11 protein-coding genes and 1 CRISPR repeat array are annotated in these 25,862 nt (G+C 38.0%); of the genes, 5 read left to right on the forward strand and 6 right to left on the reverse strand.

The window, feature by feature from the left end; genetic code table 11:
- Positions 1 to 278 precede the first annotated feature (278 nt).
- Positions 279 to 5,333, forward strand: a complete 5,055-nt coding sequence (locus L6E24_RS03025; RefSeq protein ID WP_257743248.1) for a PAS domain S-box protein — start codon at positions 279 to 281, stop codon at positions 5,331 to 5,333.
- On the opposite strand, the gene L6E24_RS03030 is transcribed toward L6E24_RS03025, so the two are convergent.
- Complete coding sequence (locus L6E24_RS03030) at positions 5,313 to 5,966, reverse strand: response regulator (protein ID WP_257743249.1); 654 nt, start codon at positions 5,964 to 5,966, stop codon at positions 5,313 to 5,315. The two genes, L6E24_RS03025 and L6E24_RS03030, sit on opposite strands and share 21 nt — an antisense overlap.
- Before the next feature lie 227 nt (positions 5,967 to 6,193).
- Between L6E24_RS03030 and L6E24_RS03035 the strand changes: the two genes are divergently transcribed.
- Both L6E24_RS03035 and L6E24_RS03040 read left to right on the forward strand, forming a co-directional pair.
- Positions 6,194 to 7,483 carry a PAS domain-containing protein gene (locus tag L6E24_RS03035; protein ID WP_257743250.1) on the forward strand — a complete coding sequence of 430 codons (1,290 nt, stop codon included), beginning with the start codon at positions 6,194 to 6,196 and terminating at the stop codon, positions 7,481 to 7,483.
- A 7-nt stretch (positions 7,484 to 7,490) separates the two neighbouring features.
- On the forward strand, positions 7,491 to 8,069 hold the full coding sequence (locus L6E24_RS03040; RefSeq protein ID WP_257743251.1) for a DUF7504 family protein: 579 nt from the start codon (positions 7,491 to 7,493) through the stop codon (positions 8,067 to 8,069).
- 226 nt (positions 8,070 to 8,295) lie between these two features.
- On the opposite strand, the gene L6E24_RS03045 is transcribed toward L6E24_RS03040, so the two are convergent.
- Positions 8,296 to 10,539, reverse strand: a complete 2,244-nt coding sequence (locus L6E24_RS03045; protein WP_257743252.1) for a sensor histidine kinase — start codon at positions 10,537 to 10,539, stop codon at positions 8,296 to 8,298.
- 160 nt (positions 10,540 to 10,699) lie between these two features.
- Between L6E24_RS03045 and L6E24_RS03050 the strand changes: the two genes are divergently transcribed.
- Together L6E24_RS03050 and L6E24_RS03055 are read left to right on the forward strand one after the other, a co-directional pair.
- Positions 10,700 to 10,879 carry a hypothetical protein gene (locus L6E24_RS03050; protein WP_257743253.1) on the forward strand — a complete coding sequence of 60 codons (180 nt, stop codon included), beginning with the start codon at positions 10,700 to 10,702 and terminating at the stop codon, positions 10,877 to 10,879.
- Positions 10,880 to 11,158: 279 nt separating this feature from the next.
- The gene (locus L6E24_RS03055) at positions 11,159 to 14,704 is read left to right on the forward strand and encodes a RecQ family ATP-dependent DNA helicase (protein WP_257743254.1); all 3,546 of its coding nucleotides are present in this window, start codon (positions 11,159 to 11,161) and stop codon (positions 14,702 to 14,704) included.
- Positions 14,705 to 14,808: 104 nt separating this feature from the next.
- On the opposite strand, the gene corA is transcribed toward L6E24_RS03055, so the two are convergent.
- From corA to cas4g/cas1g, 4 genes are all read right to left on the reverse strand, one after another.
- A complete protein-coding gene (gene corA / locus L6E24_RS03060; RefSeq protein ID WP_257743255.1) occupies positions 14,809 to 15,951 on the reverse strand; it encodes a magnesium/cobalt transporter CorA in 1,143 nt (380 codons plus the stop codon).
- 238 nt (positions 15,952 to 16,189) lie between these two features.
- Positions 16,190 to 19,033 (reverse strand): PAS domain S-box protein, encoded by a 2,844-nt coding sequence (locus L6E24_RS03065; protein ID WP_257743256.1) that lies wholly within the window; start codon positions 19,031 to 19,033, stop codon positions 16,190 to 16,192.
- A gap of 651 nt (positions 19,034 to 19,684) precedes the next feature.
- Positions 19,685 to 23,576: direct repeats of the CRISPR family, unit length 36 nt; unit sequence GCTTCAATGGAGCCACATCTTTTCAGATGTGGAAAG.
- Between the two features lie 291 nt (positions 23,577 to 23,867).
- Positions 23,868 to 24,164: a CRISPR-associated endonuclease Cas2 gene (gene cas2, locus L6E24_RS03070; protein WP_257743257.1), complete on the reverse strand. Its 297-nt coding sequence runs from the start codon at positions 24,162 to 24,164 to the stop codon at positions 23,868 to 23,870.
- Between the two features lie 4 nt (positions 24,165 to 24,168).
- Positions 24,169 to 25,833, reverse strand: coding sequence for a CRISPR-associated endonuclease Cas4g/Cas1g (gene cas4g/cas1g / locus L6E24_RS03075; RefSeq protein ID WP_257743258.1), 1,665 nt, complete (start codon positions 25,831 to 25,833; stop codon positions 24,169 to 24,171).
- Between the last annotated feature and the right edge of the window lie 29 nt (positions 25,834 to 25,862).

Below are 25,862 nucleotides of genomic sequence, written 5' to 3' on the forward strand. Positions count from 1 at the left end.
TACTTTAAATCCCGGCATAACTTTAAAATTTCCAATAAATATACAGAACAGAGAAGCAGTAAATCAGAGTTATTCATCCGGAAAATTATATTGCAAATTAATATAATGAATAAAGCCGGTAAAAAAAGAGAAAGTGTTTAAAACTGCACAATAATAAAGCCCACAACATATATTATTAAGTGTAACCGGAGAATCTTATTTATATCTTGAAAGTTACTTTTAATTAGTATCCGGAATTATACAGGTTGATCTCCGGAATTATAATATCATGATATCTAATGAAACGGGGTGTTCTCATAATTAATGTTTTGGCCATTGTTGAGCAGAATGAGATATTTAACGAAGTTCTGTCAATAATTAAGAGAATAACAGATATAACAGTAAAACCGGTAACAGATTCAGAACTGATTAAATTATCAGCCGGCAGCAACTCTTCAGATCTTATCTGTGATGCCGCAGTTATCTGTAAATCTATAATAGACAGAGAGACAGACCAGATCATTAATAATATAGCGGAATTGTTGCCCGACATCCCGATTATACTTATCACAGACGGAAATGAAGAAGAGAACAGAGAAGAAGAACTGTTAAACAATATTGATCTTTATATCGAATACACCTCCGGAAATGAGAAAGATAGAGATTTTTTAGCCGGAAGAATCATTAATTTTTTAAGAACAATAGTTACAGAAAGAGAGAAAGAATACATAAAAGATCTCTCCTTAATCCTCAATCTCATGCCCGGATTTTCATGTATTATAAGACCGGATATGTCCATCTATCTGGCAAATGATGAATTTATCCGGATATTTGGGGAACCGGACGACCGTACATACTCTGAATTAACCGGATGTCTAACAGCAGATTCATATAACTGCCCGGTATATGAAGTCTTAAAGACAAAAGAAGAGCAGTCTTCGAGATGGACAAAGGATGACGGAAGAATTTATTCTGTACATGACAACCTGATAAAAGGGCCGGCAGGCGGGGAGATGGTAATTGAGCTTGGCCTTGACATTACTAAGAGAGTTAATGCAGAAGAAAAAGCCGGAGCCTTCTCAAAAAAATTAAAAGAGCAGATAAATATAATCAATAAAAGTAAGGTGATAATCTACCTGCAGAATAGAGATGGACAGCAGAATACAGAACTGATCAGTGATAATATATCGCAATTCGGATATTCTCCGGATGACTTCACATCCGGAAATCTAAACTATACATCCCTGATTCATCCGGATGACCTGCCGGTGGTTACTGATAACATTACAAAGAATATAATTTCCGGCAATGAAGAGTTTATCCTTAATTACAGGATTTATGACATCAATAATAATATCAGATTTATTGAAGATCATGTATTCACAATATATGACAATAGCGGGAAACTGACACACCTTCAGGGTATTATTATTGACATAACAGAAAAGAAAAGATCTGAAGATACCATAAGAATATTTAAAACAGTTTCAGATAATGCAAATTATGGCATTGCAATTGCAGACTTAAACGGCATACTGACCTATACAAACAGATGGTTTGCAGATCTGCACGGATACAGTCAGGAGGAGTTAAGCGGAAAACCAATTAATTTTCTGCACTCCGGAGAAGAGATTGGCTATGTAAATACACTGCTGGATCTACTGAAGGAAGAAGGGCATTTTGAAGATAAAGAGGTCTGGCACAGGCACAAAAGCGGCAGAGTATTTCTGACAAGGATGAATGCAAATATCATCTCAGATAAAAATAACAATCCCTTATATCTCTCAACAACACTATCCGACATTACTGAAGAGAAAGAAAAAGAGAGAATTATCCGGGATAATGAAGAAAAAATCCGGCTAAAACTTGAAAGTATTCTCTCTCCCGATTACAACATAAAAGAAGAAGAATTAAGGAATATTATAAACACCAAAGAGATACAGTCACTGATGGATGACTTTTACAGAATTACAGATGTCGGAATTGCAATTCTGGATATAAAGGGCAATATTCTTGTTGCGGCCGGATGGCAGGAGATATGCACAAAATTTCATCGTATCAATCCTGAAACAAAGAAAAACTGTACTGAAAGCGATTTGGAACTGACAACGGATATAAAACCCGGAGAGATCAGGCAGTATAAATGCAAAAATAATCTCTGGGATATTGCAACACCAATTTATATCGCCGGCAGGCACATGGGAAATATGTACCTGGGTCAGTTCTTCTATGAAGATGAAATTCCGGATTACTCAGTCTTTGAGAAGCAGGCAGAAATTTACGGTTTTGACAGGACAAAATATCTTGCAGCACTGGAGAAGGTACCCCATTTTAACAGGGAGAAAATCAGGAATATAATGTCATTTTATAAAAAATTTGCACTGATGATCTCAAAGCTGAGCTACAGCAATATTAAGCTTGCAAGACTCCTTATTGAACATAAAGAGACAGAAAAAAGGCTTAAATCATCTGAAGAAAAATACCGCAGCTATATTGACAGATCTCCGGAAGGGATCTTTGTTGCAGATGAGCAGGGCCGTTACGTTGAAGTTAATAAAGCAGCCTGTGAAATGCTTGGATATACCGAAGATGAACTTCTCACAATGTCAATCCCGGAACTTGTAATTAAAGAAGAATCTGACAAAGCACTTGAATATTTTGAGAAACTAAAAGAGAGACATCAGTATATTAATGAAATTAACCTTAGAAGGAAAGACAATTCCGCATGCCCGGTAATAATCAGTACAACGGTACTGCCGGACAGGAAATATCTTGCATTTTCAACCGATATAACTAACAGAAAAGAGGCCGAATCTAAAATATCCCAGTTAAACCGCCTGCTTGGCGCAATCAGAAATATAAACCGTTTAATTGTGGGAGAGAAGAGCAGAGAGAAACTTATTGAAAAGACATGCAGAATACTGACTGATAACGGCGGATACACCAATGCCTGGATTATTTTACTTGACAAAAATAAAAAAGTTATATATTCAGCACAGTCAAATCCGGATAAGAGTAATAATCCCTTCAAAAAATATATTGAAGAAGGAAATATTCCCGGTTGTGCAGAAAAAGCCATAAAATCCGGTGAAATAACTGTCATATCAGTAAATCATGAAAACTGTGGTGACTGCCCCCTCTCTGACAGTTCCAAACGGATTAACCGCCTGACCGGAAACCTGAAATATAAGGATAAACTGTTCGGAGTAATTTCAATATCAATTCCGGACGGAAAAATTCCGGATGGTGAGGAGTATAACCTTTTTTCAGAAGTATCAGGCGATCTTGGATTTGCACTTAATAGTATTGAACTTGAGGAAGAACGCCTCATTCAGGAAACAGAAATATTAGAGATTAACAAAAGGCTGACAATTGCATATAAAGAGCTTGAAGAGAATGAGGAAGAATTAAGGCAAAGTTATAATGAAATTCTTGAGAGCCAGGAAAAACTGCGTGAGAGTGAAAACAGGCTTTCAAATATAATAAATTTCCTTCCGGATGCAACTTTTGCCATTGATAAAGAAGGCAGGGTTATCACATGGAATAAGGCAATGGAAAAAATGACCGGCATTTCTGCATCAGAAATAATTGGAAAGGGAAATTATGAATATTCAATGAAGGTATATGGCAAAAGAAGACCCTTACTAATAGATTTTATTCTCAACGATAAGCTAAAAAAAGAGATTAATTATCCGGTATTATATGAAGAGGGAAATAAACTGATAGCAGAGAATTATGTGCCCTATCTTGCAGAAGGAAAGGGAGCATATATCTGGTTTACCGCATCACCCCTTTATGATTCAGAAAAAAATATTGTCGGCGCTATAGAATCAATGAGAGATATAAGCGAGGTTAAATCTGCGGAAGAAAAGATTGTTCAGACATCCTTTGAATTATCCGAAAGAGTCAAGGAACTAACTGCATTAAAAGATCTCTCTGATCTCATGATTAAGAAACCGGACGAAGATGAATTTTTTAATACAGCAGCCAGTATCATAAAAAATGCCATGCAGTATCCTGAGTCCACCGGTGTTTTAATTGAAACGGATGGGAAAAGATATCAGACAGAAGGATTTTATGAGACTGATATTGCAATAAAAAATGATTTTTACTCAGATTATATAAAAGAAGGCAGTATAACTGTCTGTTACCTCAACCATTCTCCAAACGGGTATTTGGGAGAATTTCTGAACGAAGAAAAAGATCTTCTTGGAATTATCTGTGAGAGAATAGAAAATTATATTGACAGAAAAAATACAGAGATTGATCTGAAGAACAGCGAGGAGAGATTCAGGGAACTGTTCAACAATATGAGCAGTGGTGTTTCAGTATATGAGGTGACTGATAACGGGAGCAACTTTATTTTTAAAGATATTAATAAAGCATCTGAAGAGATCGACAGTATCAGAAGAGATAATGTAATAAACAGAAGCATTTATGATATATTTCCCGGTGCTGAGAAATTCGGACTCATTGATATACTAAAAAGGGTCTGGAAAACAGGAAAACCTGAGCATTATCAGTTAAGCGAATATAAAGATGAGAGAATTCACGGGTGGAGAGAGAATTTCATATACAGGCTTCCTTCCGGAGAAGTTGTTACAGTTTATAATGACCTGACTGATAAGAAGAGAGCAGAAGACGCATTAAAAAAGAGCGAACGGAAATATCATGAATTATTCAACAATATAAATGAGGCAGTATTTCTCCATAAGATCAAACAGGATAACGAACCGGGTAATTTTGTTGAGGTCAATGATATTGCCTGTCATCGTCTGGGCTACACAAGGGAAGAACTCTTAAAACTTTCAATCGCAGCCATTAACAGTAATAATGTAAATAAAGAGGAACCGGAAATAATAAACACTCTTAAGAAGAACGAACAGATCTCCTTTGAAGCCGAACATAAAAGAAAAGATGGATCAACCTTTCCGGTCCATGTCAAGGCAAGAATGATTGAACTGGGTGAACACCAATATGTTATTTCACTTGCCCGGGACATCACTGAAGAAAAAGAGGCAAGAATACGTGAAAATACCGCCCTTCATCAGATTGAAGAAAATATAGCACAACTTGCAATATTAAATGATAAGATCAGAAATCCGCTTACAATAATAATCGGCCTTGCAGATTTAGGGGGAGAAATATTTAAGGATAAAATTATTGAACAGTCTATGGAAATTAATGATATAATTACACGCCTTGATCGTGGATGGCTTGAATCTGCCAAAATAAGGGATTATCTGACAAAACACCACGGTATAGAATCAGAAAATGATAAAAATAATAAAAACCGGAGACTGAAAGAGAATATGAGAATAAATGAGATAATTTCAGATATAACTGATAAGTGAAGCCGGAATATATTCTTCAATATCAAACTCTGTTACCTTTTCTATAAATTTTTGTTGCAAAGCATCAAAATGACTGTTTAACTTTTCAATATCGGCATCCAAATCATTATCGGTTCTTTCTGAATTATCTTTTAAATTAACATCAATGAGCTTATCAGTCATCTTTCTGAAAAAAAGCATATCTTCGGCAGTTTTTCCAACATCCAGAGCTATTTCATAATCAGACGTTTTTAATGCTGTTTCCTTAATAAATATATCAATCTCTTCTTTCTCTTTAAAAAATGAATTGATACATTTAATGAGACTTTCAACCTTCAGAGGTTTTTTAATGTAACCGCTGATCATGCCACCGTACTGAAAAATATCATCAGGTAAAAGTTTTTTTGCAGTCATCATTATTACAGGTATATCTGAAATTTCAGAATCGGCCCTGATATAATCCAGAGTTTCCCAGCCATCCATAACAGGCATTATGATATCAAGAAGAATTAAATCTGTTTTGACTGACTTAAGCTGCTCTATACCTTTTAATCCGGAAATTGAATTATATACACTGTAGCCCTCATTTTCGAGAACTTCAGCGAATATATTATTGATTAGTTCCATATCATCGATTATAAGTATCGTTTTCATGACCGGATTCCGTATAAATAGATCAAACATTATACTCAGTGTTGAGACATAAATGTTGATTCCAAATAATAAATAACAAATTTATTCTCAAAGTAAATAAGTATTCTGAATTGTATTTATATGTACAACTGAATAATTATCTCAATTTAGATGTAATTAATATTAATGTCTGAAAGAAAATCTAAAATTCAAAAATACATTTATACTTGTAAAAAAAACCAGAGAATATGAAATTACTGACAAATAATAAATTATTCATAGATACAATTCTCATCTTTTCAGTCCTGATAACAGTAATAATTACATGGTACTGCCTTCAGAATCAGATACTCAATGTTTTTCCGCATATATACTATATCCCTGTAATATTATCTGCCTATATCTACCGGAAATACGGAATGATACTGATATCAGGTCTCTGCATATATTACATTACAGCTGTTGGATTTTTTTATTTCACGGATTTTACAGTTATGATGTCTGCGGTAATACGGGTCCTTGCATATATTCTGATTGGCTATATAATAATCATTCTTGCTGAAAGAATAGAGGACGAACGTAAGATATTTCATAAAACATTTGAATACTCAAAATGCGGTCTTGCACTCATATCTCCGGATTTAAAGATCCTGGTTATGAATCCGGAAATGGAAAATATCTCAGGATATACAAATTATACTGAAAAAAAACTTGAAATAAAAGATCTCTTCAGCGATAAAAATTATAACGAAATAGACAGCTGTGTCGAAGGTAAAAAAGAATTCTGCTACAGGGAAGTAATTTTAAAATCCAAAAGCGGTGAGGATAAAACTGTCATAGTTAATTTTACAGATTTAACAGAGAAAAATCTGATATTACTCTCATTAACAGACATTACAAAAAGAGTTGAAGCGGAATATAAGATCAAATCTTCAGAGATGAAATTTAGGACACTGTGGGAGAATATATCCGCAGGAATGATTATCATTGATGAAAAAACACATGAGATCATATCTGCCAATCCGGAGATAAACAGGCTGAGTGGATATGATAAAGAAGAAATTGAAGGTCAGATCTGTCATAATTTCATCTGCCCAAATAAAGCGGGCAAATGCCCCATATCAGATCTGAAGCAGGACGTAAATCATACAGAAACAATACTGATTACAAAGAATAAAGACAGAATTCCGGTACTAAAATCCGCTGCCATTGCTGAAATTGATGATAAAAAGGTTATCATTGAAAATATAATAGATATCAGAAAACAGAAAGAGGCCGAACTTGATCTATTATCATATGTACGTGAGACGGCACTCAGAATTAAAAATCCTGTTGATATAGTGAAGCAGTATCTGATTGATCTTATCTGCGAACTTAAAGAAGAGCAGGAGATTGACAGAGAAGATTTAATAATACAGCTATCAGTACAGATCTATAACCTCAGGGTAATAAAAGACAACCTTTCTGATATGGACAGAGCAATTGCAGAGAACAGAAAGGAAATTCCGGATGCATTCAGAGAATACCTTACAAAATAACCAGTTTATGGAAAAAATAAATATTTTCCCGGATGATAATCCGGGGATAATGCTTGCATTTATAACGCCGGAGAATATGAGAGATACAACGATATATCTGGTGAAAAAAGCCTCAGAAATAGCAGATCAGATCATATATCTCTCAGTTAATCAGCCAGCACCTTACCTTAATAAACAATTTAAAAAATCCGGAATTGATGTTTCAAAAATATATTATATTGACACAATTACAAAATATGCCATAGGTAAACCACCTGATGATTTTGATCAGGGTACATTCTTAAATACACCATCTGATCTGACGGGCATGAGTGTTGCAATATCTGAGTGCATAAAAGAATACAATAAAGGAAAGGTGGTTGTGTGCCTGGATTCAGTTAATGCAATGCTTATTCATATGCCTTCCAAGAGTGTATCAAAATTCATACATTTTATAACGTCAAAGATGAAGGTATTAAATATTTCAGGAATATACTTCGCCATTGAAGAAGGGCTTGATCCTGTAATTATCTCTCAGCTGACCGTATTTTCAGATTCAATATTCAAAACCGGAAATCTGCCGGAAAGTCCTGAAAACACGGATTAACTGCAATGCAGGCAGACAGACCATTTCTGTTCAGAACCATAAATCAGGGACAGATTATTCAGAAGAGATCTTTTCAATGAATCCGGATATATAAAGTCATTCATAAACCCGCGGGTTCACAGATGGCAGATGAAACAAATGTTTCATAGAAGATTCACGATCATAATATGCAGATGCACAATCAGATAATAACCAGGTTATCTGACCGGAGATTTAGATTAACTGTTCATCTCTCTGAAAAGCGGAAATATTCTTTTGGAATATAAATCTCAAACTTTGCACCTTCACCATAAATGCCCGTCTCCTTTATTGTAATTTCAGTGATTGACAGTATTTCTACAGATAAAAAGAGTCCAAAGCCGGTATTCTGATAATATTGTCTCTTAAAGATCTTCTCTTTTACATCCGGAGGAACACCCACGCCATCGTCCTGACATACAAAGACAAGTTTATCCGGCATCACTTCATATGAAAATGAAATGGTGGTTATCTTTTCGCCATATTTTACTGCATTGTCAAAGAGATTATAGATAACTTTTTCAAAGAGCGGATCTGCAAATATCTCAAGGTTATTGACCGGATTTACAGTCTGAAGATCACTGAATGACTTTATCCGGGAAATTTTCCGGATGATAAAACCAACATTCTGCCAGTGCGGGGATGAAGCACCGAGATTACTGTAATCCCTTGTGAAGAGTATCTGTTTTTCAACAATATCCACCGAAGAGACGACATTTTTAAGATATTCAGAGGTTTTTGTGCCGGCAGGAATCTCATTACGATCTCCAATCAGTTCAAGATATCCTTCAATTGCTGTAAGCTGATTTAAGACATCATGTCTGGTAATGCCGCTCAGGAGGTTTAGTTTCTTATTTATCTCCTGTAAAGCTTTTTCTGCTGCTTTCTGTTCTGTTACATCCTGCAATGCACCGGAAACTTTTATGGTTATGCCATTTTTATCCATAATGCGTTCAGCCACAGATTTAATAATCTTCTGAGGACTGCCGTCTGCCGGATTAATTACAAATTCAAGGTTGTATTCCTTACCACTCTTTATAAGATCCACCAATGCCTGATGAACTTTATCTCTTTCAGGAATACATGCTTCAATATCCTCAATTGGAAATATATTTCCTTCCGGAGGATTATAGCCATAAATTCTGAATCCCTCATCAGACCCCCAGATTTCACCGGATGCAGTATTATACTCCCAACTGCCTGTGTGACTGATCTCCTGTGTCTTACTTAACCTCTCTTTTTCAACAGCAATCTGATTCTCATATTTAATCCTGTCAGTAATATCCTCCCCTGAACTGAGTGTACCGATAATTATTCCCCCATTATCTCTTAAAATACGGTTATGCCAGAGAATAGTTCTTAACTCTCCGGTTTTTGTGACAATCTCATTCTCATAGGATTCAGTGAATTTTTCATCACCGGAGATATTCATTCTGCGTAATGAATTTACTTTTCCTTTCTCCTCTTCCGTTACAAAATTCTCCACCCATTTCTTTCCGACAATATACTCTCTCTCATAGCCAAGTATCTCACATCCTTTTGGGTTGATAAGTTTTACAAAACCGTCTGTATCAAGGATTAGAAATATCACTCCGGCCACATTGATATACAGGTCCAGCATATCCCTCTCTTTTCTGACCTCAGTCTCTTTCTGACTGAGTGACCGAAATATTGTCTCATATGGCCGCCTGATGCCTGAATCCACAATTGCATAATATATAAGGGCAAATTCAGTAATTTTAAACAGATGTCCGATAAGGTTTGAAAAGCCATAGACACTGATATAGAAGGTAAATGCAATCTCAGAGAGAATTGTAAATATTATTGAGAGGATTATCAGATTATAGACTTTCCGTTCAAAATGCTCTCTTTTCCGGAATAAAAAATATATTGAGATGAAGAGCATAATTGAAATGAGGTATTCACTGTAGATTTTAAAGCCGGTGAGACCTTTTCCCTCAATGTAGCAGTCCGGAAAAAAGCCTGAAAATATTGAGATGATCAGAAATACTGTAATAAAGGAATAAATTATTATTTCAGACGATACATTCGTTTTTTTATGCATCAGAAGAGGAGCAGCAATCAGTGTTGCTGCCTGCATATATCTTGAAGCAATCCATAACTCTGTCGGCAGGTTGGCACCATATCCGGTAAAAATATTCATGCCTTTGTATGCAAGGGTATGCAGAAAGTCAATACTGCCGATGAAGAGAAATGCAATTCCTAAAAAAAGCAGGTAATAATTTGTGATATAATCCCGGCTGTTCCATGCTATTATAAAAATTATTGCTGCTATTACAATACTGAACAATTCAGTTACTGTATGAAAAAGCAGATAGCTGTACAGTGATGAGAGAGTAAAAAATGTCAGAATCAGGACAAGAGCAACTAAAAACGATATATCATTTTTATTATGCAGAAATTTTGTACTGATATTAATTGCTCCACCCATAATTGATCATTATATGAGAATACACCGGAAAATATTTATTATTATTGGATGAATCTCCAAAAATCAATATTGAGAAAGGCATGATTTCCGGAATTATGACCTGTCAGAGGGGAAAATAAATTTAGTAAATCTTTTAAAGTCAATCGCCAATATGGAATTAATGAAAAATATTGAAATGACTGTTGAAGGAAATATTCTGACTATGAAGATAGATATTTCAAAAGACTTTGGAGAGTCAAAATCCGGAAAATCGATCACAATTGCATCAACGGAAGGAAATATTTCCCTGCCGGACAATGAGGATATTAAGATCGGAGTTAATGTTTACCGGAAAAAATAAAATACTGCATGATTTTGTTCCGGGAATAATCTGTAATTTCAGCATGATGATCAAATCCGGGCTGTGACAGAATGACTGATCTCAATAAGTAAAAGCCTTATCTGAGCTTCATTTTGTGATCTTCATAAATACTGTAACTTTTACGATGCAGTGCTGTCACTGCCCAAATCCCTCTTTTTTTATAACCCTCTTCAGATTCATAACTAAAGTGTAAGTATTACCTGATAATTTCACCACAAATATATGTCTTGTTTAACTAAACTAAACCTGATAATAATTATGCCATCTTCCGAGGATATTTTAAAGGAAAAATTTGGCCACAGTGAATTTCTGCCATTTCAGGAGAAAATAATTGATGATATATTAAATGGCAGGGACACACTTGGTATTTTAGCCACAGGCAGCGGCAAATCAATATGCTATCAATTGCCGGCACTGCTTCTCGATGGCATTACACTTGTTATTTCACCACTTAAAGCACTGATGAAAGATCAGGTTGACAACCTGAAGATAAACGGAATCCCGGTTGCGACAATAAACAGCTCAAATTATGAAAAACATGATGAGATCAGGAGAAGAGCGGAAAATAATGAGATAAAGATCCTCTTTGTCTCACCCGAAAGGGTGACAACTGACAATTTTATTCTGTTTCTGAAGAGACTGAAGATATCACTGATTGCAGTTGATGAGGCACACTGCATCTCAATGTGGGGGCATAATTTCAGGCCGGAATACCGGGAAATCCGGGTATTAAGAGATGCCTTTTTGGATGTTCCTGTGGTGGCACTGACTGCAACAGCAATTCCGGAAGTGCGAAAAGACATTATACAGCAGCTGGAATTGAGAGATCCACATGTCTATGTGGGAAGTTTTAACCGGAAAAATCTGTTTTACTATATAAAAGAGAAGAAGAAGGCTAAGGAACAGATTTTGCAGTATTTAAATGAAAATCCCGCCGCCTGTGGAATTATATACTGCCTTTCAAGAAAAACAACAGAAGAGATTGCCGGATTTCTTCAGAATAACGGTTTTAATGCAAAACCATTCCATGCAAACCTACCGGAGGATATTAAGCAGGAGACACAGGAAGATTTCCTCTATGGAAAAACTCCGGTCATCTGCTCAACTGTCGCATTCGGAATGGGAGTTGATAAGCCGGACATACGGTTTGTCATTCATTACGATCCTCCAAAAGATCTGGAGTCATATTACCAGGAGACAGGACGTGCAGGGCGTGACCGGGAAAACAGCGACTGTATCTTCTTTTATTCACCTGGTGATTTCTCAAAGATAAGAAATATGGTCTATGAGAATAATTCCGGAAATTCGGGGCATAGATCGGTTGCCATGAAGAGAATTAATGATCTCATCAATTTCTGTGAAACCTCGTGCTGCCGGAGAAAATATCTCCTCAGTTATTTTGGAGAGGAGTATGACGAAGAACCATGCCCCGGATGTGACAACTGCATAAACAGATCTGAAAAAATAAACGGCAGGGCAGTTGCAAATCTGGTATATAACTGCCTGCGGGAGATGAGAGGTAAATCATCAGCCGGACAGATTGCAGATGTTCTCAGAGGGTCAAAGAGTAAGGACATTCTGAAATTCGGTCGTGACCGCCTTAACTCCTATAACAAAGGTCTTGCTTATGGAAAAGATGAGCTTAAGAGTTATATCTATCAGCTGGTATCGCAGGGATATTTTGAATGGACTGATGATAAATATCTGCTTTTAAGCATATGCGAAAAGAGCCGGACAATTGAGGACGAAGATACTGAAATATTCCTCAGAAAACCAAATAACAGGTATATACCAACACTTCAGGCAATGTCTGAAAAGAGAAGTGAGATCAGTTATGACACGGAACTTCTTGATAACCTGAAAGGACTGACAGAGAAAATATCCACTGAAATGAGGGTAATTTCATTCAATATCTGCCCGGCAGTAGCACTTAAAAATATGGCGGCAACTCTGCCAAAGACCAGAGATGAACTATACAGAATAGGCGGTTTCAGTAAAAACAGGGTGGATGAGTTTGGAGATCTGTACCTAAAAGAGATAGCGGAATATTGCAGAACAAAAGACAATTCTGCATCTTCCGGTGAGAATAATAGCGGGAATGACGATAAAATCAGTAATAATTTAGATTCTGAGATCATCAGTGATAATACAGGTTTCAAAACCACCGCCAATCCCGAAATTTCCGGCATAGATTCTCAGCCGGAAAATATCACATCTATATCCTCAGCAGATGCAGAAAGAGCAGCAGATTGTCCTCCAAAAAATTGCGGGGAAGTGATTTCCGGAAATTGCAGCATGAATACGCCGGAAGGAAAGGACCGGAATTACTCTTTAAAAGACGATACTGATTCACCACAGAGGGATGATTCAGACAGAATAACATATGAATTTTCAGAAACAGGAGAACACTGGATTAATGATTACCTCAGTAAGTATGAGCCAAAACTGCTAAAGATACATAAAAATGTATCAGATACGCTTGAACTTTTAAGAAAAGGTTATGACATCCCGGCAATTATATTAATCACAGGTTTTGAAAAAGAAACCATACTGGCCCATATAATCCCGCTCATAATATCAGGCAACCATAACATTCCGGATAATCAGAGAGATGAATTTAATTCGCCTTTCTTCCCGGAAATCTCAGAGATAATGATTGATGCCCTTTATTCAGGTACTGAACCTGAAGAACTGAATTATGAACTCTCATTATACACACTTCCGGATTATTATAGCACTATAATCACCATTGCCGGCAGGATCAATGGTGAAAATTTCCGGGTGAAGAATAATGATAATCACCAGACATTCCGGAATATCAATTACAGATATAATATATCAAATCTCCGCTCAGCACTTTATCCTGGAGTGACAGGGGATTTTGATGTCAATTCATACCAGTCCCTCAAATATAACGGTAAAAAGGCATTTATAAAGCAGCTTACAAAATCCGGGTCAGATAATACGATTGCAGTTCTCAGAGAAATTTTTCATGCCGAGGATAACATCCGGATAAAACTGATGATAATAAGAGGTCTTAACAATATGTACTCTCCGGAGAACAGAGAATTTCTTGAGAGGTGCATATCCGAAGAAAAAGATTCAAAGGTCATCAGTTATTCATTTTCAGCACTGGCAAATAATGATCCGGAGACGGTCAGAAGTAAAATAATGGAATATGCTGCAATTCCTGAGATTAAAAAGGATGTGATCTATTTTATGGGGGGCTGTTCTGACACAGATACTTTAAGGTACCTCATAGAAAAACTCTCCTCATCAGACGAGACGGAGGTCAGTTCTGCCATAAAAGCACTTGGCAGAAGAAAGAACAGGTCTGCAATAAAAAGTCTTGTAAAAATTTCAGGCAGAGATGAACGAACAGATGGTGAAATAATATCTGCACTGGGAAATATCGGCAGTGATACATCAGCTGAATTCATTGAAAGATATCTTGACAGTCAGGATGAAAATCTTAAAGGGAGAGCAATTGAAGCACTGATAAGTATTGACAGAAGAAAAATTCATGAATATATTGAACGTTACAGTGAGAATGAATCCGAAATTATCAGAAAAGCAGTTGCATATGCCGCATACGGAATTTCATCCCCGGAATTATGCCCGTTATTTCTCCGGTACGCATATGACCCTTCTCCGGCAATCCGTGCCCTTGCTGCTGAATGGATGGGAAAGACCTGTTATATATTAATGGCAGATGCAGTCAGTGATCTGATGAAAGATGAATCAGTTCCTGTAAAAAGAAAGGCACTCAGTGCTTACATGGAATATTATTACAGGTACTGCTGAAAAACTGAATTTAAAGCGTGTATGTAGTTTAAGGTGATCTCTTAGGATATCATTCACGGAATTTCTGAAACTGTCAGGGAGAATTTAGCCGTCATAAATAAAGACTAAATCCACTTCTTTTTTCTGAAATAAACGAGCATAACAAGAGCAATTGCAAGCATTAAAATAACTGCCGACGGATAGCCAAATTCCCACACAAGTTCAGGCATATAAACAAAATTCATACCGTAAATTCCGGCAATGAAAGTCAAAGGAATAAATATTGTTGCAATTATAGTCAGAACCTTCATAACTTCATTCATCCGGTTGCTCAGAGTCGATAAATAGATCTCATAAAATCCGGTTGACATCTCCCTGTATGATTCAAGAATATCATTTAACTGATGGAGATGATCGGATACATCACTGAGATATACCACAGTCTGTTCAGATACTAATTCCGGCTGATTCCTGACAAGTCCTGACAACATTTCCCTGATAGGCCAGATCTGCTTGCGGATATACAAAAGATTTCTTTTGAGTGTATAGATCTCTTCTATCTCCACATCGTCACTCCCTTCAATAATCCTTCCTTCAAGATCTTCAATATATTCACCCAGACTTTCAAACACAGCAAAATATCTGTCAACAACACAGTCTGTAAGTGCATACATGAGATAATCCGAACCGTACTTTCTGATACGGCTTTTCCTGTCAAAAAGTCTTTTTATAATACTATCTAAGAGATCACTGCCGGATTCTTCAAAAGAGCAGACAACCCCATCGCTAAGAATAATACTTATCTGCCTGGAGGAAATCCTGCTGTCCTGCTGAAACAGTTCCCTGGAAAAATAATTTGTGGCGGCAGTGTTCTTATCAATAACAGATTCAGTAAAATTACCGGGCATTCTGTCATTACGGATTATTTTCAGAACCAGAAAAATATAATCATCAAAATCCTCATATTTCGGGCGCTGTTCTGTATTAAGAAGATCTTCAAGAGTTAAAGGATGAAGTTTGAGCAGTTTACCTATTCTGTTAATTATATCAAGGTTAAAAAGACCGGATACATTAATCCAGATATTATTCTCCCCTGCCCGGAGCAGTTCCTCCAGACATTCAGGATTTTTTTCTTCTGCAAAATCCGGACCATATACAAATACACGGACACTGGTTGGTTCAGGGTCCCTCTCCCCCACATACTGCAATGTTCCCGGAGGAAGTCCTGCTTTTGAAGACTGTGAAACTGCAATCTTTCTCCTCAGCATAACAAACCAGAATTACACTTAATAGATGAAAAACATAACCGCATAGAACAGTACACACATTAATATAATACAATGCACAGAACAGTAATTTCCGGCAGGATGCCAGGTATTAAATACAGATATACTGACGAAGATGCCATAACCGGAAAATAACAAAAAAAGTCATACATGAACCTGCGGGTTCACATATGGTGGATGAAACAAATGTTTCATAGGAGATTTATTCAGAAACCGGCCACTATATTTTCCACATTCCATCAGGCACTGTCATCTCAAATCTTGCACCTGAACCGGCCCTGCCATTCTCCTCAATTGTAATTCCGGTAATAGAGAGTATCTCCCTTGCAAGAAACAGGCCCATGCCGGTATTTTCACCAAAACCGCGATTGAAGATCATACCTTTCTTCTTATCCGAAATTCCACCCCCGTCATCTTCATAAATTATTTTACAGCATTTATCTTCCGGCTCAAAATGAACACTGACAGAAGACGGGTTTATTCCATGACGGACTGTATTTTCAAAGAGATTGTTAAAGACCATCTCAATCATGGGATCAGCATAGATATAAAGTCCGCTGCAATTGTCTCTGCATGAGAGGCCATCTGTTATACTCGTCTTTATAATTTTAGAGACTTCATACCACTTTGGATTCTCAATTCCAAGTTTCTGATAATTTCTGGAAAATTCAATCTGATTTAATACAACATTAAGACTTTTTTCTATCTTCTTAAGGTATTCATTGAGTTTTGGATTTACATCCTCATCCGAAACGATCTCCCTTGAAAACATTGTATAAACTTTAAGTGCTGTAATCTGATTTAAAATATCATGACGGGAGATCTCAGAGAGCATCTTTAATTTATTATTGCTCAGCTTTAGTGCTTCTTCAGCATTTTTACGGGCAGTAATATCTATATGAGTGCCGTATATTATCTGAGGAATTCCATCAGCATCAGATTTTTTTACCCTCCCTCTTGCATGCACCCAGATCCATCTGCCGGATTTATGCTTCATTCTGTACTCAGTATCATAATAGCCGGAATTACCATTGATGCAGTCATCTAACCTCTCCCGTACATAGCTGACATCATCCGGATGAATTAGATTCAGCCATAACTCAGAACTAATACCGGATTTTGTTATACCCGGAAAATCATCCGGAGAATACCCCAGTATTTCCTCCCAGGTATCAGTAAACTGAATTTTAATTATATTGTTTTGAGCATTATACTCCCACAGTCCTGCCCGGCTGCCGTTCAGGGCTTCATCAAGAATAAACCTGCTCCTGTCAAGTTCACGCTCAGACTCAACCCTGTCGGTAATATCAATTATTATTGCCGCAAAAACCTCTTTTTTACCGGACTTTGTGATTTGAAGATGCACCTTAACAGGATAGCATGAACCGTCTTTTCTTCTGTGAGCTGTGATAAAATCCACATATTCAGCTTTACCTGATTTAAGCGGTGCAATAACTTCTTCAAACTTTTCAGCCGTAAATTCCGGTTTTAAATCAACAGGAGTCATATTCAGCAGTTCTTCTTCAGAATAGCCAATATTTATCCTCGCACCACGGTTGGCATACTGAAATTTCAGTGTATCTGTATCAAATATATATATTTCATTTAAGGAATTTTCAAGTATGTGACCGAGCTGCTCCGCACTCTCCTCTGCCTCCTTTTTAGCAGTTATATCATTAAATATTGTCGCAAAATATCCGGGTTTGGGTGAATATGCCGATACTGAGAAATATTTGCTGATTTCATTGCTGTATCTCTCAATCAGTAATGGTTCTCCGGTAAGTGCAACCTTTCCATAACTTTCAATCCAGTAATCTTCAGTGCCGGGAAGTACCTCAAGAACTGTTTTTCCGGCAATATCACAGTTTTTCAGCCCGGTCAGTCTCTCAAAAGCCGGATTCACCTCTACAAAACGATAATCAGAAGGCTTTCCTTCCCCGTCTGTAATAATTTCATGCAGGGCAAACCCAAAATTTAAATTCCTGAATAACAGGCAGTACTTCTCCTCACTCTCAATTAACGTCCTCTGTGCCTCCAGAAGAATTTCAAGCTGCTGCTTTAATTCCTCTTCAGCCGCAGATAGGGTCTCATTGGATGCAATAAGTTCTTCATTCTTTTTAAGAAGTGAAGTATCCTTCCTCAGCCTTTCTATTGCACCGCTGAAAATGTCTGCCACGACTGTCAGAATTTCCATATTTCCGGTTGTACATCCGGGTGACACTTCAAAATTCTCAATAGAGATAAATCCATCGAGTTTATTGTTTACAGTTATGGGGAGAAGAATCAGTGAGTTAATACCAATATCAGAGAGATATTCATAATCTCTTCTTCCTTCTTCAGGAACTCTGTCACATGACGTAAGATAAATAAATTTCCTCTCTTTAATTCCGGTTAAGAGCCAGGAAATTTTCCCTTCCGGAATTGTGACAATCTTCTCTCTTTTTGCCGTATTTTCCCGGACCCATGAGTTTGTCAGGTCATATATATTATTGACATTATCTAAAAGGAAGAGATTTACACGCTCTGCACAGGTAAAACCCCCCAAATCATATATTGATTTATCCACCACCTCTCTGAAATCTTTAAAATTAACAAAACGGGATGAAATTTTAGATATTGTTTTTTCAAACAGATATCTTCTCTGAAGTATTTTCTCGGTTATTCCCTTTGATGCGATATTGCGGATTCTTAATTCAAGCTCCTTAAACTGTGCCTCAGTATCGTTATTTTTATTGATATAATAATCAACACAGTTATTTATTGCTTCTATAGCTACATCCTTATCTCCTTTGCCTGTAAAAAGTATGAAAGGTATATTCTCGTGGTTCATCCGGACATATTTTAAAAATTCTATACCATCCATTCCGGGCATCAGGTAATCTGAGACAATTACATCATATTTTTTACCTGACAGTAATTCAACTGCATCGTCTGCATCTGAAACTGCTGTGACATTTATTCCGCCGGAACTTTCAAGAAATTTTTTAATTATTTCAAGAAATAATGAGTCATCATCAATTAGTAATATCCGTATTTCAGATTCTTCATATTTATACGGGTACATGTAATTTTTGATATGCACCAACCATAGATAAAACTGCCACATAATACAAATATTAAATGTGATATTCCGGGAACTTTTCAGACATAATATTTTATAATTTTGGATATTAAGAAATAATAGTTCATATTTCCGGAACATACCAAAAGAATATTATATAGTATCAGGTACAAATGCAGGCGCGTATTATTACAATAATAGATAATACATGACATATCTCATTTTACAGATTTCCACACGCAAATAAACAATAATCACATAAGGTATTGTACAGGCCCCTCGCTTTTTTAAGTGGGTAACATTTGATGGGTTGAATCACAAATTAAGTCAAATATTCCGTAAATCTGGTATTTGACTGAAAAAATGCGTCACAACCCTGCTGAAAATAGAAGTGATTTTATGGAATCTGTTATAACTACCCACATAACCATCACTTACTTCAATGGAGCCACATCCTTTTGGATATGGAAACTATTCAGGCAAATTATAAAATTAATTCTTATAATCGTGCTTCAATGGAGCCATATCCTTTTAGACATGGTAACATGACTGCCTGAAGTAATATATATGGGGTATAAGATTACTTCAAAGTATCATATCCTCCCGTATATGATAACCAGCTTGTGGATTTTTTCTGGCTACTGCATCCCTGGTGCCTAAATGGAGCCACAACTTTTCAGATGTGGAAAAAACTCCGGATGTTACACCTTTACGGGTGTGTGGATTGCTTCAATGGAGCCACATCTTTTCAGATGTGGAAAGTTGAGTCACAGCGATGATTGAAACCCGATAAGGATCACTTCAATGGAGCCACATCTTTTCAGATGTGGAAAGTGGGAAGAAGAGACCCATCCACTAAAACAAGGATTCCTTCAATGGAGCCACATCTTTTCAGATGTGGAAAGAGCTTGGCAACCTGCTCCGGAGTCCAGCCAGCAGCCTGGCAGCTTCAATGGAGCCACATCTTTTCAGATGTGGAAAGGGCAGTAGAGCACTTCTGTATGTTGCAACAGTTAGAGCTTCAATGGAGCCACATCTTTTCAGATGTGGAAAGTTGCATTGCATCATAATGGAAATCGGGGTTATCAGCGCTTCAATGGAGCCACATCTTTTCAGATGTGGAAAGCACATGGCCGGAACATTATAGGATTTGGAGTTGTGATGCTTCAATGGAGCCACATCTTTTCAGATGTGGAAAGCAGCAGCACCAACCCCCGACCACAGATCCACAGAGCAGGCTTCAATGGAGCCACATCTTTTCAGATGTGGAAAGGGCTTGTATCAGCAGCACCAAAAAAGCCAGGTAATGCTTCAATGGAGCCACATCTTTTCAGATGTGGAAAGAAGATGCTGAAAAGGGAATTCTTCAGATGCCACTCACGCTTCAATGGAGCCACATCTTTTCAGATGTGGAAAGAATTTCGTGCCGGTTTATGAAATGCTCCATTATTTCCAGCTTCAATGGAGCCACATCTTTTCAGATGTGGAAAGGTGTGTTGGCATCGGACAGCTCTTCATCGGGTGCACCTCCGCTTCAATGGAGCCACATCTTTTCAGATGTGGAAAGGAATTATTATTCATCATGCCTGATGCCGCACCCGCCAGCTTCAATGGAGCCACATCTTTTCAGATGTGGAAAGTAGATGGTGTCGCATGGGATATGGCATTTACAATAGCTTCAATGGAGCCACATCTTTTCAGATGTGGAAAGAAAAAATACTGACAGGCCGGGCTTTCAGAAGATGTTGCTTCAATGGAGCCACATCTTTTCAGATGTGGAAAGAAAGATATGACAGAAAAAGCAACAAAAACCAGAGTGAGCTTCAATGGAGCCACATCTTTTCAGATGTGGAAAGCTGGTCTGTATTGCAGTATGCCATACAGAACTCTTCGCTTCAATGGAGCCACATCTTTTCAGATGTGGAAAGAAGGTAATAAGATCTGAGCTATATGAAGCGGATTGCATATCCTTCAATGGAGCCACATCTTTTCAGATGTGGAAAGTACGCCAATAGACTGTATGAATTCCTGGAGATGAAGCTTCAATGGAGCCACATCTTTTCAGATGTGGAAAGTATATGCCAGAGTCAGCACTGATGATCAGAACTTGGGCTTCAATGGAGCCACATCTTTTCAGATGTGGAAAGAGTATGTAACAGGTGAGCAGAGAAATTGCGCCTGTAAGCCTTCAATGGAGCCACATCTTTTCAGATGTGGAAAGACCGACAACACGCCGGAGACTGTTTATACAGGCTGTAAGCTTCAATGGAGCCACATCTTTTCAGATGTGGAAAGGTCCCATCACCATCGCACCCAAAACCAACGTATATCGCTTCAATGGAGCCACATCTTTTCAGATGTGGAAAGAAGAGATAATCCGGTATGGTGTCAGCTGAAAGGTGGGGCTTCAATGGAGCCACATCTTTTCAGATGTGGAAAGTGTTGGAGACCCGCCTCGCTTTCCTGTTTCAGGATTTATGCTTCAATGGAGCCACATCTTTTCAGATGTGGAAAGTGAAGAAAGGATCGCCTTAATGGAAACGAATCTGTAGCTTCAATGGAGCCACATCTTTTCAGATGTGGAAAGGACTCACTGTCTTTTTTCGCCCGTTCAAGGCGCTTGCTTCAATGGAGCCACATCTTTTCAGATGTGGAAAGTCGTTGATGCAGCTGTCTCCGGAGACGGCTTTGCAGAGCTTCAATGGAGCCACATCTTTTCAGATGTGGAAAGTTACTATATGCTGAAGGCCCTTCAAGTCCGCCAAGGCTTCAATGGAGCCACATCTTTTCAGATGTGGAAAGCTCGTGAATGGCCGAGCGGTACAAAGATCGCGGCAGTGCTTCAATGGAGCCACATCTTTTCAGATGTGGAAAGAGTACGTGGCATTATTCTACCGAAAAACTGCAATTTTAGCTTCAATGGAGCCACATCTTTTCAGATGTGGAAAGAGTGCACTCTGTATTGTAGGAACTTCATCTGGCATATCGCTTCAATGGAGCCACATCTTTTCAGATGTGGAAAGTCTTAAGGCCAGATGTATCTGAAGTGATTGCAATTAGCTTCAATGGAGCCACATCTTTTCAGATGTGGAAAGTGTCCTGACAGCGAAGGCGCGTCCGGCCTATTGCAGTTCCTTCAATGGAGCCACATCTTTTCAGATGTGGAAAGATTGTCTGTGTATATTTCATCACGGGCATCATATACCCTTCAATGGAGCCACATCTTTTCAGATGTGGAAAGTTCCGAAAAAGACGGCCATAGGTCAGAGAAAACCACCCTTCAATGGAGCCACATCTTTTCAGATGTGGAAAGATAAAAGGGGCAATTACAGAATATGCCTTAATTGGCCTTCAATGGAGCCACATCTTTTCAGATGTGGAAAGTACTTGATGTAATGTGCTGTGAGGTCAGCCCCTTAACTTCAATGGAGCCACATCTTTTCAGATGTGGAAAGGATGCGCTTAACGAAGCATGGGAAGAAGCAGAGTATTTACTTCAATGGAGCCACATCTTTTCAGATGTGGAAAGTGAATCCGTTGGAGCGATGATGTCGAGTGGATTATTACTTCAATGGAGCCACATCTTTTCAGATGTGGAAAGCGTCACAGAGTTGTCGTGGCCTGACTGAGAGGCATACTTCAATGGAGCCACATCTTTTCAGATGTGGAAAGCTTTGGATATGGGATTTGATCTGAGGTTTTGAGAGATACTTCAATGGAGCCACATCTTTTCAGATGTGGAAAGTTTCTGATTGCCCGTACTACTGCGCCCCAATCCTCTAAACTTCAATGGAGCCACATCTTTTCAGATGTGGAAAGGTGGAATAAACTCAGGCGTGGGTGTGAGCTAAATTACACTTCAATGGAGCCACATCTTTTCAGATGTGGAAAGGAGACAAAAGCAGACCTGGACAATATAAAGGTGCCACTTCAATGGAGCCACATCTTTTCAGATGTGGAAAGGACAGTCAGAAACGATCAGGATATAAATATGCTTGCACTTCAATGGAGCCACATCTTTTCAGATGTGGAAAGTATATCCCGGTGCGTGCATTGTCATAATATGCGCTACTTCAATGGAGCCACATCTTTTCAGATGTGGAAAGGAGACATAAAGAAATTCAGTCTCTGGTTTTTTCCGGAACTTCAATGGAGCCACATCTTTTCAGATGTGGAAAGATACGGTTCATCTTCACACTTCAGAGGATATATAAACGGACTTCAATGGAGCCACATCTTTTCAGATGTGGAAAGGTTACCTTGATTTTATCACTTCCTTTAATTCACCCTTACTTCAATGGAGCCACATCTTTTCAGATGTGGAAAGAAAAAATAGTCAGAGTGAAAATCCGGAATTACGCGAACTTCAATGGAGCCACATCTTTTCAGATGTGGAAAGGGGTTGTGGGACGAATCCATTAAGATTTATTCCGGCACTTCAATGGAGCCACATCTTTTCAGATGTGGAAAGATCGGTGGTCTCAATTTCAACGCCCTTCCAGGTGCGCTCACTTCAATGGAGCCACATCTTTTCAGATGTGGAAAGAGTCCCTGTTATATATAATGAAAAAATGAAAATAAATAGCTTTTGGAACTTCTGATTTTCAGTCAATTTCGGATCAATAGAATTTTTATCGTTCCATTTTTCAGACAAATTCATCATTAGCAACACAAGACAATATATTAGATAATTGAGCTCAATATTGGATAATACATCTAATTTAAGATTCATTCAGATCCATTTTTTTAAATATCTGAAACAATCCGTTTTTCGAGAGGGTATTAAAACACCAGCACACCACTCCGGCTCTCGAAATTTGACCAAAGTCATACATAATTAGAATATTATTGCCTGATTGTTATTTTCCTCCGGATGAACCCCAATTAGATCTATACGATTATCAACATCCCCACAAGCAAATCCAAGATCAATAATCATAATCCTGTCTTCATCATGCTTAATAATCTCTGACAATATCGCGATTAATTCAATTTTATCTTTATCTGACAGATTACATCTGAATACAGAATAATGTATCGGGTCGCCAAACCCTTTCATCGTTTTATGCACTCTGTACAATCTCTTAGGATCAGAAACATCATAACTGACAATAAACACCTTAAGCCGGCCCATAATATCACCTTGTCAGAAACGGAGGATATTCATCAATTTCCCCATCTAAAACCCTGGCAATTAACCTTGCCTGAACTTCAAAAATACGCCTGTAACTGACCTTATAGCCAAACAAAGGATGTTTCACTTCGGTATTAATCCGTCTTTCATATCCATTAAGTACTGTCTTTTTTCCCTCAGGAGTCATAGTTACTCCCAGACCTCTGCATATAAAATCCGACTCTGAAAGCTCCCCATTATTAAACAAAGTAAAAGTAACCGAATCAGCAATTATCGGCCGGAACTCTTCCATAAGATCAAGTGCAAGGGCAGGTCTTCCATAACGTGGCTGATGATAAAAACCAAGATATGGATCAAACCCGGTTGCAAGAAGAGTAACAAAGAACTCCTTCACCATAACACCGTAAAGATACGAAAGAACTGCATTAACAGGATCTTTCGGTGGCCTCCGATTCCGGTTATTAAATAAAAACCACTCGTCCTGTGATTTTAACAGACTGTTAAACCTGGAAAAGTATATCTGAGCAGCACCACCCTCAATTCCCAGCAGTGTCCGGAAATTTTCTGAAGATTCAGCATCATTTGCAAGCTTTTTCAGAGAACTCAATACATCCGTAGATACACCCTGATCATTCCTCCGTAAAATCGTCCTGCAATTAAGAATTTTCCCATTTACAAACTTCTGTGCCAGTTTCAGGGATTTTTCATTGTCACCGGCAACAGAAAACTGTTTAATCCGGAGTTCAACATTCTTATGTGAATTCCCCTGGGAAAAACCATAAAACCAGCCACCATAAGAAAAGTAGCTTATGGGAATGTTCCTCTGCAAAAGTTCCGTAAATACCGGAGTTGTAGCAGAAACACCTCCATAAAGGGATACCTGCGATAATTCCCTTATTTTTGCATCTCCCAACTTCTCTTTCTTTGACCAGATCTCAATCCTTTCACCTTTTTTCCTTAATAACTGGCCATATCCTGAAACATACAGAGGCACCTGATCATCTCTTGCCGGAAGAAATTTCCTGACCTGTAAAGTTCCTTCATCGGCCTTTTCAGATTCTCTTAAAGAGTTAATCTCATCAGGAAGACAGATTCCTGAAATTGAGCAGCGGATACACTTAGGACTATCTATAAGTGGTGGAGGGATTTTGCCGGATGCAGCCATTTCTCTTAAACTATCTAAGAGTTCCTTTGTCCGGTTGATTAGATAATCATCAAATGGAACAGATACTTTCCGCTTTGATTTGACAAAGTAGATCATGCCCTCACTGCATTCATAACCATTTTCTTTAAGTGCAAGTCCCTGAGCACAGAGCTGAACTTTATCAGATTCATACGCTCCACCTTCAACATCGGGCACAGATCCACGTTTATACTCTACAGGTGTAACAGATTTACCATTACCCCCGACAAGATCAAGGCGGCATATAATCCCAGTCTCTGGTGCGGAAATATCAACAGATCTGGCATTAAATTCCTTAATTTCCTCAGAATCAGGCACCACCCCCCGACTCTGATCTACTCTTCTGTGCTGGAACCGCCCATCTACAGTATCAGCATTATCCTCAAATTCCCCCTGCACCCATTCAATGTAACACAACCTCGGACAGTATGTAAATTCATTAAGCATCCGGGCCGGAATTAAGTCAGGAACTTCTTCCCCATCCATTTTTGATCAATCCCCATGATTAAATTTAA

Origin of the sequence: Methanoplanus endosymbiosus, from assembly GCF_024662215.1 — an archaeon.
GTDB lineage: Archaea > Halobacteriota > Methanomicrobia > Methanomicrobiales > Methanomicrobiaceae > Methanoplanus > Methanoplanus endosymbiosus.

Bases quoted from the DNA above. Each gene is read 5' to 3' on its own strand.
- corA (WP_257743255.1), bottom strand. From the start codon at position 15,951: ATGCTGAGGAGAAAGATTGCAGTTTCACAGTCTTCAAAAGCAGGACTT.
- L6E24_RS03035 (WP_257743250.1), top strand. From the start codon at position 6,194: ATGAAATTACTGACAAATAATAAATTATTCATAGATACAATTCTCATC.
- L6E24_RS03045 (WP_257743252.1), bottom strand. From the start codon at position 10,539: ATGGGTGGAGCAATTAATATCAGTACAAAATTTCTGCATAATAAAAAT.
- L6E24_RS03065 (WP_257743256.1), bottom strand. From the start codon at position 19,033: ATGTACCCGTATAAATATGAAGAATCTGAAATACGGATATTACTAATT.
- L6E24_RS03050 (WP_257743253.1), top strand. From the start codon at position 10,700: ATGAAAAATATTGAAATGACTGTTGAAGGAAATATTCTGACTATGAAG.
- L6E24_RS03040 (WP_257743251.1), top strand. From the start codon at position 7,491: ATGGAAAAAATAAATATTTTCCCGGATGATAATCCGGGGATAATGCTT.
- cas4g/cas1g (WP_257743258.1), bottom strand. From the start codon at position 25,833: ATGGATGGGGAAGAAGTTCCTGACTTAATTCCGGCCCGGATGCTTAAT.
- L6E24_RS03030 (WP_257743249.1), bottom strand. From the start codon at position 5,966: ATGAAAACGATACTTATAATCGATGATATGGAACTAATCAATAATATA.
- L6E24_RS03025 (WP_257743248.1), top strand. From the start codon at position 279: ATGAAACGGGGTGTTCTCATAATTAATGTTTTGGCCATTGTTGAGCAG.
- cas2 (WP_257743257.1), bottom strand. From the start codon at position 24,164: ATGGGCCGGCTTAAGGTGTTTATTGTCAGTTATGATGTTTCTGATCCT.
- L6E24_RS03055 (WP_257743254.1), top strand. From the start codon at position 11,159: ATGCCATCTTCCGAGGATATTTTAAAGGAAAAATTTGGCCACAGTGAA.